Consider the following 1,029-nt stretch of genomic DNA (forward strand, 5'->3'; position numbering starts at 1 on the left):
AAGCTGCTGAACGTCCCCGACGAGGGGCACGTGAAACTGGACAAGGGAATCGGGATGGACATCGACACCCAGCTTGTCATCATCTCGAATCCGGACCACGACGCCGAACTCGACAAGTTCGCCGATAGAAACGGGCGCGACCCGCTGAAGGCGCTCAAGCGCCGACTCAATAAACACGAGTTCCGCTACCTGACGAACCTCTCGCTGGAGGCCGAACTCATCCGGCGCGAACTGACGAACGAGACGAGCGTCTGGACCGACGACCCCGAGGCGATGGCCGAGCGCGTCGCCGAAGCAGTCACACTGGACGTGCGGAAGGGTCCCGGGAAAGTCCAGGCCCGCGAACTCGCGCCGCACACCATCGAGGCGGCGGCGCTGTACAGCGTCGTGACGCGTCTGGACCCCGACGATATCCCTCGCGACCCGGAACTCGAATTCGACCTCGTGGACAAGGCGTTGCTCTTCGACCGCGGCTACCTCCAAGTCGGCGACCAGCGACGTGAGGTGTCCGCGTTCGAGTTCATCGGCGACAGCGAGGGGACACACGGGATTCCCGTGACGTTCACTCGCGACGTCATCGCCGACCTGCTTCACGACCGCATCGACCGACGGCATCCTGACCTCGATGTCTCGTCAGTGGTGATGCCCGGAGACGTGCTCGACGAGATGGTCGGTGAGTTGCCCGACGCACCCGTGTTCTCCCGCGCGGAGGCCTCGGAGTACGAGGGACGCATCGACATGGTCGAAGACCACATCTTCGAGCAACAGGAAGCCGACGTGCTCGATGCGTTGCTCGCCGAGAAGGGCGTCGAGCGCGAGACGGTCGAAGAGTACGTCGAACACGTCTACGCGTGGGCCTCGGACGGGCAGTTAGAGACCGAACAAGGGCTCGTCTACCCCGACCCGCTTCTCATGAAGCTATTCGAGACCGAATACCTCGGCCGGCATGCCCCCGCCGACTGCGAGGGCCACGACCCCTCCGAGGAAGTCGCATCGTTCCGTCACGAGAAGCTCACCACCGCGCCCAAC

Annotated in this window: 1 pseudogene; it reads left to right on the forward strand. The window is 63.9% G+C overall.

Annotation, left to right across the window (positions count from 1 at the left end):
• Positions 1-1,029: pseudogene (locus tag QT222_RS08035) on the forward strand (kinase anchor protein); the annotation flags it as partial.

It is taken from the genome of Haloferax sp. s1 (assembly GCF_058382125.1).